The organism is Marinococcus luteus (genome assembly GCF_900106595.1).
GTDB lineage: Bacteria > Bacillota > Bacilli > Bacillales > Marinococcaceae > Marinococcus > Marinococcus luteus.
Genome location: NZ_FNNC01000001.1, coordinates 925,223 through 940,943, shown reverse-complemented (window position 1 = coordinate 940,943; position 15,721 = coordinate 925,223). Strand labels below are relative to the sequence as shown.

Sequence of the window (15,721 nt, the reverse complement as noted above, 5' to 3'; positions counted from 1 at the left end):
TTATTGGTTGATGAACTTAATAAAGAGTCGGATAAAGTATGACTTTGAACGATAGCAACAGCATTTATGGAGGTGGCGCAGGTGAGCGAAAAAAACAAACAGCAGGAAGAGGAAAAAAAAGATCAGGAAGCACCGAATGAAGAAGAATTAACTGAAGAAGACGTTGAAATCCTCGATCCGGAAGATGTTGAAGAGGATGAACTCGAAGAGGAATCAGGTTCGCGTGAAGCGGAACTGCAAAAAGAAATAGAAGAATGGAAAAACCGTGCTTTGCGCGCCCAGGCAGACTTGGAGAACGTGCGCCGCAGAGCGAAAGCGGAAAAAGAAGAAGACGCCAAATACAGGGTCCAGCCCCTGGCAGAGGAGCTTCTGCCGGTAATGGACAATTTTGAAAGAGCGATGCAGACCCAGCCGGATAACGAAAGTGTCCAGTCATTTATTGACGGTATGGCGATGGTCTACAATCAATTCAGAACTGCGCTCGAACAGCAGGGCGTAGAAGAAATCCCGGCACAGGGCGAATACTTTGACCCAACCATTCATCAGGCTGTCATGCAGGCTGACGAAGAAGGGTTTGAGTCCAATCAGATTGTGGAAGAAATGCAGAAGGGATACAGACTGAAAGATCGTGTGCTGCGCCCTTCAATGGTAAAAGTGAACAACTAATAATTCAGATATAGAGTACTGTATAGGAGGAAGAAAAAAATGAGTAGAACAATTGGCATTGACTTAGGTACAACAAACTCTTGTGTAGCCGTTATGGAAGGCGGCGAAGCACAGGTTATTCCGAACCCGGAAGGCAACCGCACAACTCCTTCAGTTGTAGCATTCAAAGACGGTGAACGCCAGGTGGGGGAAGTGGCAAAGCGCCAGTCCATCACAAACCCTAACACGATCAGTTCCATCAAGCGTCACATGGGCACAGATTACAAGGTGGAAATCGAAGGCAAAGAATACAATCCGCAGGAAGTTTCTGCGATTATTCTCCAGAAATTAAAGTCGGACGCTGAAAGCTATCTTGGCGAGACTGTTACAAACGCAGTTATCACAGTGCCTGCGTACTTTAACGACTCCCAGCGTCAGGCAACAAAAGATGCCGGCCGCGTTGCAGGTCTTGAAGTAGACCGCATTGTAAACGAGCCGACAGCTGCAGCACTTGCATACGGCCTCGAAAAAGAAGAGGACCAGACTATTCTCGTATTTGACCTCGGCGGCGGTACCTTTGACGTTTCCATTCTTGAACTTGGCGACGGCTTTTTCGAAGTGCGTTCCACGTCCGGCGACAACAAGCTTGGCGGCGACGACTTCGACCAGGTAATCATCGATCATTTGGTGGATGAGTTCCGCAAGGAAAACGGCATTGACCTTTCGCAGGATAAAATGGCTGTGCAGCGCTTGAAGGATGCAGCAGAGAAAGCGAAGAAAGATCTTTCCGGCGTTACACAGACACAGATTTCTCTGCCGTTTATTACAGCAGACCAAAGCGGACCGAAGCACCTTGAGCTTACACTGACACGTGCTAAGTTTGATGAGCTTTCCTCGAAGCTGGTTGAACGTACAATGGGACCTACAAGACAGGCGATGAAAGACGCCGGCCTCAGTGCTTCTGAAGTGGATAAAGTTATCCTTGTTGGTGGTTCCACACGTATTCCGGCTGTACAGGAAGGAATTAAAAACTTAACCGGCAAAGAACCACACAAAGGTGTTAACCCGGACGAAGTGGTAGCCGTGGGTGCTGCTGTTCAGGCCGGCGTACTCACTGGTGATGTGAAAGACGTTGTACTTCTCGACGTTACACCGCTTTCCCTTGGTATCGAAACCATGGGCGGAGTAACAACGAAATTAATCGACCGGAACACTACGATTCCGACAAGTAAATCCCAGACGTTCTCAACAGCGGCTGATAACCAGCCTTCTGTGGATATTCATGTGCTGCAGGGCGAACGTGAAATGGCTGCAGACAACAAAACGCTTGGCCGTTTCCAGCTGACAGACATTCCACCAGCTCCGCGCGGCGTACCTCAAATCGAAGTTACCTTCGATATCGATGCTAACGGTATTGTGAACGTGCGTGCGAAAGATCTTGGCACAAACAAAGAGCAGTCCATTACCATCACTTCTTCTTCCGGCCTCTCTGAAGAAGACATTGAACAAATGGTCAAGGATGCTGAAGAAAACGCTGAAGCAGACAAAAAGCGTAAAGAAGAAGTAGAAGTGCGCAACGAAGCGGACCAGCTCGTCTTCACTACAGAAAAAACGTTGAACGACCTCGGCGAAAACGTAACAGAAGAAGAAAAACAGCAGGCTGAGGACGCAAAAGAAAAAGTGAAAACAGCGCTTGAAGGCGAAGATATTGAAGCCATCCGCACAGCGAAGGACGAGCTTCAGGAAATCGTTCAGCAGCTGACAACAAAAATGTATGAACAGGCAGCGCAGCAGGCTCAGCAGGAGCAGGGCGAAGCCGGCGGCGAAAGCAGTGACGATACTGTAGACGCTGACTATGAAGATGTTAAAGATGACAATGATAACAACAAAAACAGCTAACGATCTGTAGCGCTGATGAATGGGGCTGTCCCGAATAGTGGTCGCTTGACTGCTTCTATTCAAGGGGATAGCCCCTTCTTTCTGTAATGAATATGTTTTTCGGATTGAAGCGTCTTCTTGTAGAATGATAAGATAACACGTATGGACAAGAGCGAGGAGTGAAGATGAACGATGAGTAAACGCGATTATTATGACGTGCTTGGCGTCAGCAAAGACGCAGATGAGCAGGAAATAAAAAAAGCATATAGAAAACTGGCACGCCAGTACCACCCGGACGTCAACAAAGAAGATGACGCCGAAGAAAAATTTATTGAAATCAAAGATGCCTACGATACATTAAGCGATCCCCAGAAGCGTTCGAATTACGATCGTTTCGGTCACGAAGATCCGAATCAGGGCTTTGGCGGCGGCGGAGCCGGAGCTGGCGGTTTCGGCGGCGGCTTTGGCGATATTTTCGATATGTTTTTCGGTGGCGGTGCTTCAAGGGATCCAAACGCTCCGAGACAGGGGGCGGATCTGCAGTATACGATGACGCTTACCTTTAAAGAAGCGGCTTTCGGCAAAGATACAGAGATCGAAATTCCAAAAGAAGAAAATTGTGAAACGTGTGGCGGCGACGGCGCAAAGCCGGGCACAGAAAAAAGAACGTGCCGCCAGTGCGGCGGGCAGGGCCAGATGAACGTAGAACAGAATACACCGTTTGGCCGTGTCGTGAACCGGCGTGTATGTGACCGCTGCAGCGGATCGGGCGTCGAAGTGGAAGAAAAATGTGCTACATGTAACGGGAACGGACGCATCCGCCGTAACAAAAAAATCAATATTCATATTCCGGAAGGCGTCGACCACGGCCAGCAGATCCGCGTGAGCGGTCAGGGCGAGCCGGGCGCAAACGGTGGACCACCGGGCGACCTGTTTGTCGTTTTTAACGTACAGCCGCATGAATTCTTTGAACGTGACGGAGATGACGTTTATTGCGAAATGCCGCTGACATTTGTGCAGGTAACGCTTGGCGATGAAATCGAAGTACCGACACTGCGCGGTAAAGTTAAACTGAAAATACCGGCTGGCACTCAATCCGGCACAAAATTCCGTCTCCGGAATAAAGGTATTAATAACGTACACGGACGCGGCCAGGGCGATCAGCATGTAAAAGTCCAGGTAGTGACGCCGAAGAAATTGACGGACCGCCAGAAAGAACTGCTGCGGGAATTCGCAGAAATCAGCGGCGATGAAGAAACCGATGAGCAGCACGGAAACTTCTTTGACCGTGTAAAACGGGCGTTTCGCGGAGAGTAAGAAGAGAGGAGCAGGTATATGAATTGGATTGAAATTTCTGTCCACACTACCCAGGAGGCAATTGACCCTGTGTCGTTTGTGCTTCAGGAAGCAGGAGCGAGCGGGGTTGTGATTGAAGATTCGGCCGACCTGGAGCGGGAATGGGAAGAGGCAGAAGACGAATGGTTTATGCTTTCTGAAGATAATTATCCGGATGAAGGCACGCTTGTGAAAGCCTATCTTCCGATGACAAGCTACGTCACCGATACTGTGGAGGAAATTAAGCAATCCATTAATGAACTGCTCCTTTACGACATTGATTTAGGACGAAACCAGGTAGTGCTCAAAGAAATCGCTGAGGAGGACTGGGCAGAGGCCTGGAAAAAGTATTACAAGCCTGTCCAGATCACGAACAAAGTTACTATTGTGCCTTCCTGGGAAGAGTATGAAAAAAAGAGCGGGGAAAAAATTATTACCCTGGATCCGGGCATGGCATTTGGCACCGGCACGCACCCGACAACTGTGCTCAGCATGCAGGCACTTGAAGAGTACACACGCCCGGGTAACGCAGTACTGGATGTGGGCACCGGATCCGGGGTGCTCGCTATAGGTGCATCCTTGTTTGAAGCGGGAGAGATTCTTGCGCTCGACCTCGATGAAGTGGCCGTCAGAAGTGCTAAAGAAAATATCAGCCGAAACGGAATGGAAGAAAAAATTACCGTGGCCCAATCGGATCTGTTGGAATATCAATCGATGCAGGCAGATATCATTGTGGCTAACATTTTAGCGCCGATTATTATCCGCCTCGCGGAAGACGCGTTTAGTTCCCTTAAAACGGATGGTGTGTTTATTACTTCAGGCATTATTGAAAGCAAACGTACAGATGTCGAACAGGCTCTGACGGAAGCGGGTTTTGTTATTGAGGATGTGCGGGCAGTCGAAGACTGGCTGTGCATGATCGCCCGCCGGCCGCAGACACTGTAAAGGAGAGGAATATGCAGCATTATTTTGTGGATCCCTCCTCCATACAGCATGAATATATACAAATCACGGGTAATGATGCAAAGCACATTGCCCGTGTTATGCGTATGGGCCCGGGAGAAAAAATTGTATGTAAAGACAATCAGGGACGTGCCTTTGTGACTGAAATTGAAAGCGTGGAGGAAAAAAGTGTCCATGTGAAAATAATCAGCGAATGGACAGAAGGAGCAGAGCTTCCTGTAAATATCATCGCTGCCCAGGCCCTGATTAAAGGGGAAAAAATGGACACCGTCGTGCAAAAAGCAACAGAACTGGGAGCCGCGGCGATTTATTTTTATGAAGGGGAGCATTCTGTGGTAAAATGGGATGCGAATAAACGGCAAAAGAAAATTGATCGTTTAAACCGAATTGCTAAAGAAGCAGCAGAGCAGTCAGAGCGGATGTATATACCAGAAATTGTTTATTTTTCCTCTGCACGTGAGGTTATAGAACACACGGCTTCCGTCGGGAGCCGGATCGTTTTATCAGAAGCAGAAGCGAGAGCGGAGCTGCCCGCAAAGCTCCCTGAGGTATTCAGCCGATGTCCGGAAACGCTGCTTGCATTTATCGGTCCGGAGGGCGGGTTCTCCCGTAACGAGCTTGACCTGTTTGAGGAGCAGCACATTCCCGCGACGTCCCTGGGAAAGAGAATTGTCCGAAGTGAAACCGCTTCTTTGCTGCTGCTTGGAGCAGTGACATATTATTATGAAATTCAGGAGGGGAACATACAATGAGATCAGTGGCGTTTCATACTCTTGGCTGTAAAGTAAACCATTACGAGACAGAAGCCATATGGCAGTTGTTTAAAAACGACGGCTATGAAAAAAAGGAATTTGATCAGACCGCGGACGTCTATGTCATCAATACCTGTACAGTGACAAACACTGGCGATAAAAAAAGCCGCCAGGTGATCCGGCGCGCAGTGCGTAAAAATCCGGACGCCATTATATGCGTCACCGGCTGTTATGCCCAGACGTCTCCGGGAGAAATCATGGATATCCCGGGCGTCGACATCGTTGTCGGCACGCAGGACCGCAAAAAAATGCTCGACTATATTGAAGAGTACACAGTGTCCCGGGAGCCGATTAACGGTGTAAGCAATATCATGAAAAACCGTGTGTACGAAGAGCTCGATGTGCCGGAGTTTACCGATCGGACGAGAGCATCGCTGAAAATTCAGGAAGGGTGCAATAATTTCTGCACCTTCTGCATCATCCCGTGGGCCCGTGGTCTGCTCCGTTCGAGAAATCCGGAAGAAGTTATGCATCAGGCTGAACAGCTGGTTAACAAAGGCTATAAAGAGCTGGTGCTGACAGGCATTCATACAGGCGGATACGGTGAAGACTTGAAAGACTACAATCTCGCAGGGCTGCTCCGGGACCTTGAAACCATTGATGGATTAAAACGGATCCGGATTTCTTCCATAGAAGCAAGTCAGATCACCGATGAAGTAATTGACGTACTCCGCAGATCAAACAAAGTAGTAAATCATCTGCACGTGCCGCTTCAGGCTGGCTCGAACACTGTGCTTAAAAGAATGAGAAGAAAATACAGCGTGGAATTTTATGCGGACCGCCTCGAAAAACTGCGCGAAGCGCTTCCGGAGTGCGCTATCACCACAGATGTGATTGTAGGCTTTCCAGGAGAAACGAAAGAAGAATTTCAGCAGACGTACGATTTTATCCGGGACCAGCGCTTCTCAGAGCTGCACGTATTTCCGTATTCAAAAAGAACTGGCACCCCGGCTGCTAAAATGAGCGACCAGGTTGAGGATGAAGAGAAAAATGACCGGGTACACCGTCTGATTGAGCTGTCGAATCAACTCGCAAAAGAATATGCTTCGCGTTTTGAAAATGAAGTCGTAGAAGTAATCCCGGAGGAAGAAGATAAAGAAAAACCAGGTTACTTTGTCGGCTATTCGACGAATTATATAAAGGTGCGTTTCCCTGCGAACCCGGAATGGCGTGGTGAAATTGTGCGCGTGAAAATTACGAACGCGGGCTATCCATTGAATGAAGGGGAATTTGTACGCGTGCTCGACCATGATACAGCAACGCTTGTATAACTATAACAGTTAAACTGGAGGAGAAAGTATGGCAGATCTCGCGCAGTATATTGATCACACACTGCTGAAGCCGGAAACCACATTTGAAGACATTAAACGTATCACAACGGAAGCCAAAGACAATCATTTCAAGTCTGTATGCATTAATCCGGCAATGGTGCCTTTTGCAGCTAAAGAACTGGAAGGATCCGATGTGCTTGTCTGTACAGTGATCGGTTTTCCACTCGGTGCCACAAACCCGGAAACAAAAGCATTTGAAGTGAAAAATGCCATCGCCAACGGAGCGAAGGAAGTTGATATGGTTATTAACATTGGCGCCTTGAAAAGCGGGGAAGACGACCTGGTCCGCGCGGACATTGAAGCGGTCGTACAGGCTGCAAATCAGGAGGCGCTGGTGAAAGTGATAATAGAGACAGCGCTGTTAACGGATAAAGAGAAGAAGACGGCCTGCAGTCTTGCAGTTGAAGCCGGAGCGGATTTTGTGAAAACATCCACCGGGTTTAACGGAGGAGGAGCAACGATTGAAGATGTGCGGCTGATGAAAGAGACGGTGGGCGACCATGCCGGCGTAAAAGCGAGCGGCGGGGTCAAGGACCGCCAGACTGCTCTTGCCTTAATTGAAGCCGGAGCGTCCCGGCTTGGTGCGAGCTCTGGAGTGAAAATACTGCAGGGTGAAACCTCAAGCGAAAACTACTAACAATCTCTGCCTGCCCGCTCGTTGATTTTTTGGCATAGATGCTTTATACTATTTACCAAATGGCTAGTATTTGAGTAATAGTCTTTATTCATATATTAGTTAGATTGGTTGTTCGGAGGGAGGGAATCACATGGCAGAGACAAGAAAGAAAAAGAATGAAGATATTGATGCCGCTCTTCGCCGTTTTAAGCGTAGCCTTTCCAAAGAAGGAACAATGGCTGAAGTGAAAAAACGCAAACACTACGAAAAACCTAGTGTTCGTCGTAAGAAGAAAAGCGAAGAAGCTAGAAAACGTAAGTTTTAAGTAAAGAAGGTGCTGCATCCTTGGAACTCATGGATCGTTTAAGCAGTGACATGAAGTCAGCAATGAAAAACAAGGAAAAACAGCGTTTAAATGTCATCAGAGGCCTGCGGGCATCGATGCAGAATGAAGCCATTAAGCTCAATAAAGAGCTTGATGAAAGCGAAGCAACAGCGGTTTTAAACCGCGAAATGAAACAAAGAAAAGATTCCCTCCATGAGTTTGAAAACGCAGGACGGGAAGATTTAGCAGAACAGACCAGGTTCGAAATGGACGTCATATCTGAGTATCTTCCTGCTCCTTTATCGAATGAAGAATTGGAATCGATTGTGAAAGAAACTATTCAGGAGGAGAATGCCTCTTCGATGAAAGATATGGGAACGGTGATGTCGGCGGTGATGCCTAAAATCAGCGGAAAAGCAGACGGTTCTCAGGTAAATCAATTAGTGAAAAAGCATTTATCTTCTTGATAATAAGAAAGCTAGAGATCGAATCAGGGTTTAGTTCCGGTTCGGTCTCTTTTTTTAAAACATAAGCGAGTCTTATTACCGAAATAAACGGGAAAAAATTGAAACGCTTTTATCTTTATCCTCGTACATAAGAGTATAGACATATAACTAATGAACGGGAGGGGGGGATAGAGGTGGAGCAGAGAAAAAGCAGATGGTTGTCCGTTCTACTTGCCATGCTTTTCATGACAGCCGCCTGGATTCCGGCATCTGTACAGGGGGCCGGTGAAGATCAGACCGTGTATGTTATTCCGGTTGAACAGACCGTCGAGCAGGGGATGGCCGCATTTTTGGAACGATCGGTGGAAGAAGCGGAAGAAGCTGATGCCGACAGGATTATTTTTGAACTGGACACACCCGGAGGCGCGGTGGATGCCGCAGGTGAGATTGCTTCAATTATCGATGGAACATCTGTTCCAACTACAGCATATGTAACGGAGCAGGCCATGTCAGCAGGAGCGTTTCTCGCTTTGAGCGCTGACGAAATTGCCATGGCGCCTGAAACAGAAATGGGGGCAGCTCAGGTTATTGACGGATCCGGTAATGCAGCATCCGACAAGGCTCAGTCGGCATGGGTGTCTAATATGGTCAATGCAGCTGAATCAAATGACAGAGATCCAGTGTATGCAGAAGCGATGGCTGATCCTGGAGTTGATCTGCCGGATTATCGTGCCGGAGAAGGTGAACTGTTAACGCTTACGGCGTCGGAAGCAGCTTCTGATGAAGTGGGCTATGCAGAATACATTGCCGACAGTAGAGATGATCTTCTCAGCCAGATGAATCTGGGCGATGCTGCAGTGGAAGAAGCAGATATCAGCGCAGCCGAGCAGCTCGCAAGATGGGTAACCAGCCCCTATGTGATTCCGATTTTATTGAGCGTCGGTATGATCGGCCTAATACTTGAAGTATTTTCACCGGGATTTGGTATTTTCGGAGGCATCGGTCTCGCATCTTTAGGACTTTTCTTTTTCGGTCATATGATTGCCGGGTTTGCTGGTTTTGAAGGACTGCTGCTGTTTGGAGTCGGCCTGATATTACTGCTGATAGAATTCTTTGTTCCTGGTTTTGGAATTTTTGGTATATTAGGTATAGGGGCAGTCGTTGGCAGCCTGTTTATGTCGTCGTTTTCTGTTTCCGTCATGGCGATTTCCGTCGTCCTGGCAGCGGTAGCCGCCATCATTGCAGCAGTAGTCATGGTGGTTGGTTTCGGAAAACGGGGGCCGATGAAAAAGCTGGTGCTGCAGGATACTTTTTCTTCGAAGGAAGGATATGTGTCAAATGAAGGCAGAACAGACTTATTAGGCAAAGAAGGAACGGCATTAACCCCGCTGCATCCGACCGGTGCAGTAGATATTGATGGGGAAAAAATTGATGTTGTTTCAGACGGCCGCTATCTCGACCGCGGAGACGCTGTGCAGGTAGTGCGTGTAGAAGGCACGCGTGTTGTAGTAAAGCCATATTCTAACAAAGAAAGAAGGGAATCATGACATGGGAATTGATATAGGTCTCGTTATTGTATTAGCTATTATTTTAATAGCGCTCGTCATTTTATTCACTTTTGTTCCGGTTGCGCTTTGGATTTCGGCGCTTGCAGCAGGGGTGAAAGTAGGTATTTTCCAGTTGGTCGGTATGCGGCTCCGGAGGGTTATTCCGTCGAGAGTAGTAAACCCGATGATCAAAGCAGAAAAAGCTGGCCTCGATATTGAACTGAACAAGCTTGAAGGCCACTATCTGGCCGGCGGTAACGTGGACCGGGTGGTTAATGCACTAATCGCTGCCCAGCGTGCAAATATTGAACTTACATTTGAGCGTTGTGCCGCCATCGACCTTGCCGGCCGTGACGTGTTGGAAGCTGTACAGATGAGTGTTAACCCGAAAGTTATTGAAACACCGTTTATTGCCGGTGTCGCAATGGACGGTATTGAAGTGAAAGCAAAAGCAAGAATCACCGTCCGGGCAAACATAGACCGCCTGGTCGGGGGTGCCGGTGAAGATACCGTTATCGCCCGTGTTGGTGAAGGCATTGTTTCGACGATCGGTTCTTCCCAGAATCATAAAAAAGTATTGGAAAACCCGGACAGCATCTCGCAGACGGTTCTTTCCAAAGGCCTGGATTCAGGTACGGCTTTTGAGATTTTATCCATTGATATAGCCGATATTGACATTGGCAAAAACATTGGTGCAGAACTGCAGACAGACCAGGCGGAAGCAGATAAAAACATCGCCCAGGCGAAAGCCGAAGAACGTCGTGCCATGGCTGTAGCTCAGGAGCAGGAAATGAAGGCACGCGTAGAAGAAATGCGTGCGAAAGTTACCGAGTCCGAAGCAGAAGTGCCGATGGCAATGGCGGAAGCCCTGCGTTCCGGAAACCTTGGCGTCATGGATTATATGAATATCCAGAACGTAATGTCTGATACGGATATGCGTGAATCGATCAGTAAATCCGGTAAAGACGACGATCAAAACGGGCCGTATAACCGTCCACACACCGATAAATAAGGGACTTTGTCCGTAGAAGAAGGTGAATGAAGCGATGGAGCAGCTGTTTGAACTAGTGTTTAACAACCTGTGGATTTTACTGCTGCTCTTCGGCGGTTTGATTACATTTCTCGGCCGGGGAGACAGCGGCCAGCAGCAGGAGGGCAGCGGCAGTGATTCGAAACGGCGCGGAGCGTTCGGAAAACTCGAGGATCTGTTTGAAGAGTTTGAAAATGCCCGGAATGAAAACACACCGAACCGTCCTCAGAATGATCCTTCCGGAAGCCCTGGCAACCATCCGACGCGCCGGGTGCCGGAAGCAGAGGCAGAGCTGTACAAAGAAGAGGCAGATAAGCCTCAGAATAAAAGCAGTGCTTTAAAAGAATATGAAAAGCGCCGTGAAGAGCTTCAAAAGCAAAAGAAAAATGCAAGCCAGCGTCTTGAGCGTGCTTCCCGGCAGTCCGCTGAACATGGAAGCGTCATGTCAGACGGAGAAATTGGCGGAGCGCGGAGAAATCCGCGGTCGATAAACAAGAAAGAAGCGGCAAACGGGCTCGTGTGGGCAGAGGTTCTCAGTCCGCCGGTCACGAGGCGCAGCGGTTATCCTTACCGGCGGCAGTCAACAATGTCGCGTGAAAAAGTTGTGCCGCACCGTGCCGCTAAAAAAAGCAGTAATGAGTGAACCTGATCTTCGGATCAGGTTCTTTTTTACTTCAAATGCGTAAAATGTCTGCTATTTTTTTGCAACACCCTCAGCGCGGTGGTAGAGTGGAGTTAGCATACTAACGAAAAAACTGATAACAGCAAGGATATGATATTATACTCAAGGAGACTGAGCTATATTGACCGAAAAGAAAACGTTAGAATTACAAGTGAATGAAATGAATGACATACAGCAGCTGTTTGGTCCGAATGATGTGCACATTGAGCGGCTGGAAGAAAAGTTGGGCGTTTCAATTATTACCCGGGGCGGCTCACTGATCGTAGAAGGAAATGAAAAGCAGGCAGCGCTGGTCGAAGAAGTGATTGAAGCTTTGGCGAGGCTGTTGAAAAAACGGGTGCGGATCTCAGAACGGGACGTTGTCTACGCAGCGCAGCTTGCCGAGGAAGGAAAGCTTGAAAAACTTGAAGATCTATTTCAGGAGCAGATTGCTGTAAACGCTGAAGGCAAACCAGTCATGATTAAAACCTTGGGGCAGAAAGAATATATCGACCAGATCCGCCGTAAAGACATGATATTTGGCGTTGGCCCGGCAGGCACGGGGAAAACCTATCTGGCGGTCGTAATGGCGATCAATGCTTTAAAGGAGGGGCGGGTGAAGCGGATTGTATTAACCCGTCCTGCAGTGGAGGCCGGGGAAAGCCTTGGCTTTCTTCCGGGAGACCTGAAAGAAAAGGTGGACCCATACCTGCGTCCACTTTATGACGCACTGCATAACATTTTTGGTGCGGAGCATACACAGCGGCTAATGGAAAGAGGGACGATCGAAGTAGCCCCCCTCGCGTATATGAGAGGCCGGACGCTCGACGATGCTTTTGTTATTCTCGATGAAGCCCAGAATACGACGAAAGAACAGATCAAGATGTTTTTAACGCGGCTCGGCTTTGGTTCAAAAATGATCGTCAACGGGGATCTCACCCAGATTGATCTTCCAAAAGGGCAGCAGTCAGGTCTGAAGGTGGCAGCGCGCATTTTAGAAAACATCGATCATATTGGATTCGTTTATCTGGAGGCCACGGATGTCGTACGGCATACACTGGTGCAGCAGATTCTTGATGCGTACGAACAGGAGGAAGGCGATCCAAAGCGTACGCTGAACCGGCCGGACAAACCAACAAACAACTAGTCAGGGGTGGACAGGTGTGAATATTGAAGTGGATATGGTGGACGAAACGGAACGAGTGGAGCCGAAGCATTGGGAGTTGGTGCAAAACATCCTGCAGTTCGCATGTGAAGAAGAAGGAGTCGTAGACGGCTCGGAGGTTTCTGTGAGTTTTGTGGACAACGAAATGATCCAGGCGGTCAACAGAGAATACCGGGAGATCGACCGGCCGACTGATGTGATTTCATTTGCGTTGAATGACGACGAAATTCAGCCTCAGGCCGAAGGCATACCGAACCTGCTTGGAGACATTATCATCAGCGTCCCTAAGGCCCGGGAACAGGCTGGGGAATATGGTCACTCGTTTGAAAGAGAGCTGGGCTTTTTGGCCGTTCACGGCCTGCTTCATTTGCTTGGTTATGATCATATGGACAAAGAGGAAGAGGACAGAATGTTTTCGCGTCAGGAAAGGATCCTGGAAGCGTATGGGTTACCGCGATAAATCGGTACTGAAGCGCTGGAAGGACGGCTTTATATTTGCTGGAAAAGGCATCCGCCTTGCCTTCCGGGAAGAGCGTCACATGCGATTTCACGTTTTTTTCGGTCTAGCGGCCGTTCTTTTAGGAGTAGTGTGCGGGATCGCTTTATGGCAGTGGACCGTTCTTTTGCTGGCAATTGCCGGCATGCTCGTACTCGAAATGGTCAATTCAGCGCTGGAGCGCCTTGTGAATTTAGTGTCTCCGGAATGGAATAAAACCGCGGGAGACGTCAAAGATATTGCCGCCGGTGCGGTACTCATTTATGCTGTATTTGCTGTGATCATCGGTGTGATGATTTTTATGCCTTTCTTATGGGAATGGCTGAGCTGACAAAGGAGGAAGAACATTGGCTATAGAAAACGAACTGCTTGAACGGGCTAAACAGGCAAGAGAACAAGCGTATGTCCCGTATTCCAAATTTCCGGTAGGAGCGGTTTTTGTAGGAGAGGACGGAGAGTGGTATGAAGGATGTAATATTGAGAACTCCTCATATGGATTAAGCAACTGTGCAGAAAGGACAGCCGTGTTCAGCGCGGTGCGCACGGGCATGCGAAGCGGGAAAATGGCGGCTGTCATCGCCGATACGAAAGGGCCGGTCGCTCCGTGCGGAGCCTGCAGGCAGGTGCTTTCTGAGTTTCTGCCGAAGGATGCCCGGATTGTATTGGGCAACCTCCAGGGCGAAATGAAAGTAACGACGATGGAAGAGCTGCTCCCGGGAGCGTTCGGCCCGGAAGATTTATAGTATGAAAGCAGGAAAGAAGAGGGAAAATAATGAGTGAATCGTATCATTCCGGATTTGCCGCTTTAATCGGGCGGCCCAATGCGGGTAAATCCACATTAATGAACCAGGTGCTTGGCCAAAAGATTGCGATCATGAGTGATAAAGCACAGACAACAAGAAATAAAATCCAGGGAGTCTACACGACTGAAGATTCCCAGATTGTTTTTATCGATACCCCGGGCATTCACAAACCAAAGCACAAGCTGGGCGATTTTATGGTACGCGCGGCTCTGCAGACGCTGAACGACGTAGATATTATTTTATATCTGATCGATGCGTCAGAGTCATACGGCCCCGGCGAGGAATATATTATCGAAAAACTGAAGCGGACAGACACCCCGGTATTTTTAATCGTTAATAAGATCGATAAAGTCCATCCGGACGAACTGCTCAAAGTGATCGCGAGCTATTCCGAACGGTATGATTTTGCCGAGGTAGTGCCGGTTTCTGCGTTGAACGGCAATAATGTGACGACGCTTCTTGAGGAACTTACCAAATATCTTGAGGAAGGCCCGCAGTTTTATCCGGAAGATCAGGTCACCGATCACCCGGAACGGTTTATCGTGAGTGAACTGATACGTGAAAAAGCTCTTCAGCTTACGCGCGAAGAAGTTCCGCATTCGCTTGCCGTTGTTATCGATGAAATGAAAGAACGGGAAAACGGTGCGGTGTATGTGGCAGCTACAATAGTCGTTGAACGCCCGACCCAAAAAGGCATTATTATCGGTAAGCAGGGATCGATGCTCAAGGAAATCGGGCAGCGGGCCCGGGCAGATATTGAGTCGATGCTTGGCTCGAAGGTGTTCGTGGAGCTTTGGGTGAAGGTGGAAAAGGATTGGAGAAACAGCGCATATCTGCTTCGTGAGAACGGATATCGCGAAGACGAATATTAAGAAATCGCCTGTGAGCGGAGGAACAGCATGATTCAGAAAACAGAAGGAATTGTTTTGCGGACTGCTTCCTACGGGGAATCCAATGTAGTGTTAACGGTGTATACAAGAGAGCACGGTAAAATGGCGATGATGGCCAAAGGGGCAAAGAAACCAAGCAGCCGCCTGCGCTCGATCTCCCAGCCTTTCGTCTACGGAACGTTTGTGTACTACCCGGGAAAAGGAATGAGAACGCTCAGCCAGGGGGACGTAACGGATTCATTCCGCAGCGTGCGTGAAGACATTGTTCTCACTTCCTACGCTTCCTATTTGTCCGAACTTCTTGATAAAGTTACGGTGGATCAGGAACGAAACCCTTATTTATTTGAATTGTTCTGGCAGCTTTTGCGGCGCATCGACGAAGGTGAGGATGCTGAAGTGCTTATCCGTCTCTTTGAAGTAAAAATGACTGCAGTGGCAGGCATTCAGCCTGTGATCGACCGCTGTGTGAACTGCGGCCGGCAGGAAGGCACCTTTCATTTTTCGATCCGCGAAGCAGGCTTTCTCTGTCATCAGTGCTGGGAGATCGATCCGTACCGTTTCCGTATCCAGCCGAAAACGGTGCGTCTTTTGCGGACGTTTTTCTATATTGATGTGCACCGGATCGGCTCGGTTTCTGTATCGGCTGAAACGAAAAAAGAGCTGAAGGATGTGCTGAACAGCTATTATGATTCGTACGCAGGTATTCATTTAAAGGCGAGGCGTTTTTTGGAGCAGATGGAAAAGTGGAACGTCGAATGAGTGCTTGACACACTCGCAA

General features: G+C 48.5%; 18 protein-coding genes. All 18 read left to right on the top strand.

What is annotated here, in order from left to right:
* Positions 1–66: 66 nt before the first annotated feature.
* Entirely contained in the window at positions 67–666 is a 600-nt protein-coding gene (gene grpE, locus BLV22_RS04725) for a nucleotide exchange factor GrpE (protein ID WP_091611913.1), read from the top strand.
* A gap of 39 nt (positions 667–705) precedes the next feature.
* On the top strand, positions 706–2,544 hold the full coding sequence (gene dnaK / locus BLV22_RS04720) for a molecular chaperone DnaK (protein ID WP_091611910.1): 1,839 nt from the start codon (positions 706–708) through the stop codon (positions 2,542–2,544).
* Positions 2,545–2,715: 171 nt separating this feature from the next.
* Positions 2,716–3,840 (top strand): molecular chaperone DnaJ, encoded by a 1,125-nt coding sequence (gene dnaJ, locus BLV22_RS04715; RefSeq protein WP_091611908.1) that lies wholly within the window; start codon positions 2,716–2,718, stop codon positions 3,838–3,840.
* A gap of 18 nt (positions 3,841–3,858) precedes the next feature.
* Complete coding sequence (prmA, locus tag BLV22_RS04710; protein WP_091611905.1) at positions 3,859–4,803, top strand: 50S ribosomal protein L11 methyltransferase; 945 nt, start codon at positions 3,859–3,861, stop codon at positions 4,801–4,803.
* A gap of 11 nt (positions 4,804–4,814) precedes the next feature.
* Positions 4,815–5,573, top strand: a complete 759-nt coding sequence (locus BLV22_RS04705; RefSeq protein ID WP_091611903.1) for an RsmE family RNA methyltransferase — start codon at positions 4,815–4,817, stop codon at positions 5,571–5,573.
* Entirely contained in the window at positions 5,570–6,904 is a 1,335-nt protein-coding gene (mtaB, locus tag BLV22_RS04700) for a tRNA (N(6)-L-threonylcarbamoyladenosine(37)-C(2))-methylthiotransferase MtaB (protein ID WP_091611900.1), read from the top strand. Before BLV22_RS04705 ends, mtaB begins: the two co-directional genes overlap by 4 nt.
* A gap of 28 nt (positions 6,905–6,932) precedes the next feature.
* Complete coding sequence (gene deoC, locus BLV22_RS04695) at positions 6,933–7,601, top strand: deoxyribose-phosphate aldolase (RefSeq protein WP_091611897.1); 669 nt, start codon at positions 6,933–6,935, stop codon at positions 7,599–7,601.
* A gap of 130 nt (positions 7,602–7,731) precedes the next feature.
* Positions 7,732–7,905: a 30S ribosomal protein S21 gene (gene rpsU / locus BLV22_RS04690; protein ID WP_022794945.1), complete on the top strand. Its 174-nt coding sequence runs from the start codon at positions 7,732–7,734 to the stop codon at positions 7,903–7,905.
* Between the two features lie 20 nt (positions 7,906–7,925).
* Positions 7,926–8,372: a GatB/YqeY domain-containing protein gene (locus BLV22_RS04685; RefSeq protein ID WP_022794946.1), complete on the top strand. Its 447-nt coding sequence runs from the start codon at positions 7,926–7,928 to the stop codon at positions 8,370–8,372.
* 173 nt (positions 8,373–8,545) lie between these two features.
* The gene (locus BLV22_RS04680; protein WP_245724007.1) at positions 8,546–9,898 is read left to right on the top strand and encodes an NfeD family protein; all 1,353 of its coding nucleotides are present in this window, start codon (positions 8,546–8,548) and stop codon (positions 9,896–9,898) included.
* A gap of 1 nt (position 9,899) precedes the next feature.
* Positions 9,900–10,910: a flotillin-like protein FloA gene (gene floA / locus BLV22_RS04675; RefSeq protein ID WP_022794948.1), complete on the top strand. Its 1,011-nt coding sequence runs from the start codon at positions 9,900–9,902 to the stop codon at positions 10,908–10,910.
* A gap of 34 nt (positions 10,911–10,944) precedes the next feature.
* Positions 10,945–11,571, top strand: a complete 627-nt coding sequence (locus BLV22_RS04670; RefSeq protein ID WP_091611894.1) for a hypothetical protein — start codon at positions 10,945–10,947, stop codon at positions 11,569–11,571.
* Positions 11,572–11,731: 160 nt separating this feature from the next.
* Positions 11,732–12,736: a PhoH family protein gene (locus BLV22_RS04665; protein ID WP_091611892.1), complete on the top strand. Its 1,005-nt coding sequence runs from the start codon at positions 11,732–11,734 to the stop codon at positions 12,734–12,736.
* Positions 12,737–12,752: 16 nt separating this feature from the next.
* On the top strand, positions 12,753–13,214 hold the full coding sequence (gene ybeY, locus BLV22_RS04660; protein WP_091611889.1) for an rRNA maturation RNase YbeY: 462 nt from the start codon (positions 12,753–12,755) through the stop codon (positions 13,212–13,214).
* Positions 13,198–13,581: a diacylglycerol kinase family protein gene (locus BLV22_RS04655; RefSeq protein ID WP_176967647.1), complete on the top strand. Its 384-nt coding sequence runs from the start codon at positions 13,198–13,200 to the stop codon at positions 13,579–13,581. The genes ybeY and BLV22_RS04655 overlap by 17 nt, the downstream gene beginning before the upstream one ends.
* Before the next feature lie 22 nt (positions 13,582–13,603).
* A complete protein-coding gene (locus tag BLV22_RS04650; protein WP_091612302.1) occupies positions 13,604–13,993 on the top strand; it encodes a cytidine deaminase in 390 nt (129 codons plus the stop codon).
* 29 nt (positions 13,994–14,022) lie between these two features.
* Positions 14,023–14,925 carry a GTPase Era gene (gene era / locus BLV22_RS04645; protein WP_091611883.1) on the top strand — a complete coding sequence of 301 codons (903 nt, stop codon included), beginning with the start codon at positions 14,023–14,025 and terminating at the stop codon, positions 14,923–14,925.
* 27 nt (positions 14,926–14,952) lie between these two features.
* The gene (gene recO / locus BLV22_RS04640; RefSeq protein ID WP_091611880.1) at positions 14,953–15,702 is read left to right on the top strand and encodes a DNA repair protein RecO; all 750 of its coding nucleotides are present in this window, start codon (positions 14,953–14,955) and stop codon (positions 15,700–15,702) included.
* Positions 15,703–15,721 lie beyond the last annotated feature (19 nt).